The sequence below is a fragment of the Oceanobacter kriegii DSM 6294 genome, assembly GCF_000422845.1.
GTDB lineage: Bacteria > Pseudomonadota > Gammaproteobacteria > Pseudomonadales > Oceanobacteraceae > Oceanobacter > Oceanobacter kriegii.
The window spans coordinates 1-1,094 of the sequence record NZ_AUGV01000040.1; the positions used below are offsets into that span (position 1 = coordinate 1).

Genomic DNA, 1,094 nt, shown 5'->3' on the forward strand with positions numbered 1-1,094 from the left:
ACTTGCTGCACTTGAACATCATCTTCAAGACTCATCTCAACTGCCGAGCGTTTGAATTCGAGCGAGTATTGCTTTGTCTTTTTCTGGTTTTTGTAAGCTGGCATAGAACACCTTTTCGTAGTTAAAAAAGTGTCCGATAAAACGGGGGAAGATCAGGGCGATGCTGCCTTTACTTGTTATGCGTGACGCCATATGCCACGCCCTAAAAAACCACCTATGCTAAAAAAGGGTATTACATAAACTGGCCAATACCAGAAAAAAGGGTTTCTGCCTAAGTGACTAAAACCATTGCGCAATAAGAAAAGAAGCATAGGTAAAGCCACAACAAAGCCTACAGCTACCGACATACTTATCTTATGACTTGGTGATACAACTGAAACGACAAAACCACCTAAAAGGCTAGCCGCAATAGGTGCAACTAAACCGCTTGCCCCTAGCTGGGTAAATATTGGGTGTGCCAGTGCAATTTGATACCACGCAAAAAATGAAATGCTGATACCTAATACCCAAGCTAATATGTACCGTAGTTTTGTATTCATTTCTTTACGCATAACAGTTTTATTTCTGAGCACGCTCAGTTTCCCAGTAACCATCCACTTGTAAACCAGATGCTAAGCCTCCGATTTATCGAATAAAACCTGTCTAAAAACACCTGATAGCCACCAAATATACGCGCAAGCACGCATATCAGGGAAAACGCGCATGCGCGTTTTAACGTTTTTGCTCACAAACAAAGTCTCTAAATTCAGCCACTTACGCTATCAGTTGTTGAAAAAACGAGCAAGGGGGGGGATCAGTTTTGGAGCTGGTAATGGTGTGGCAGCGTGGCGTCTGACGTGGGTTTCACCCACCTCCGGGAATGAGGCTGCGCGCCCCGATTTTTCCTACAACAGAAGCCCAATCGCAGGCAAGCCTGCTTCTACACGTGCGTGGCAATGCGTAGGTCAGATAAAGACGCGAAGCGGATGCCATCTGACGTGGGGTTGTCGGATGGCGCAGGCTTATCCGACCTTGTATCTCTCCAGGGATCTTTGGTTAGCTACTAAAGGTTCCACAGAACCCGGTGAAGTTGAATCGGACCTTGGCACTTTGAT

Annotated in this window: 2 protein-coding genes; one reads left to right on the forward strand and one right to left on the reverse strand. The window is 45.6% G+C overall.

What is annotated here, in order from left to right:
- Positions 1-176: 176 nt before the first annotated feature.
- Positions 177-572, reverse strand: a complete 396-nt coding sequence (locus G516_RS24725) for a hypothetical protein (RefSeq protein ID WP_156879045.1) — start codon at positions 570-572, stop codon at positions 177-179.
- A gap of 130 nt (positions 573-702) precedes the next feature.
- On the opposite strand from G516_RS24725, the gene G516_RS24985 reads away from it, so the two are divergent.
- Positions 703-1,094 (forward strand): hypothetical protein (locus G516_RS24985; protein ID WP_211225122.1); only part of this gene is annotated, 392 nt, incomplete at its 3' end.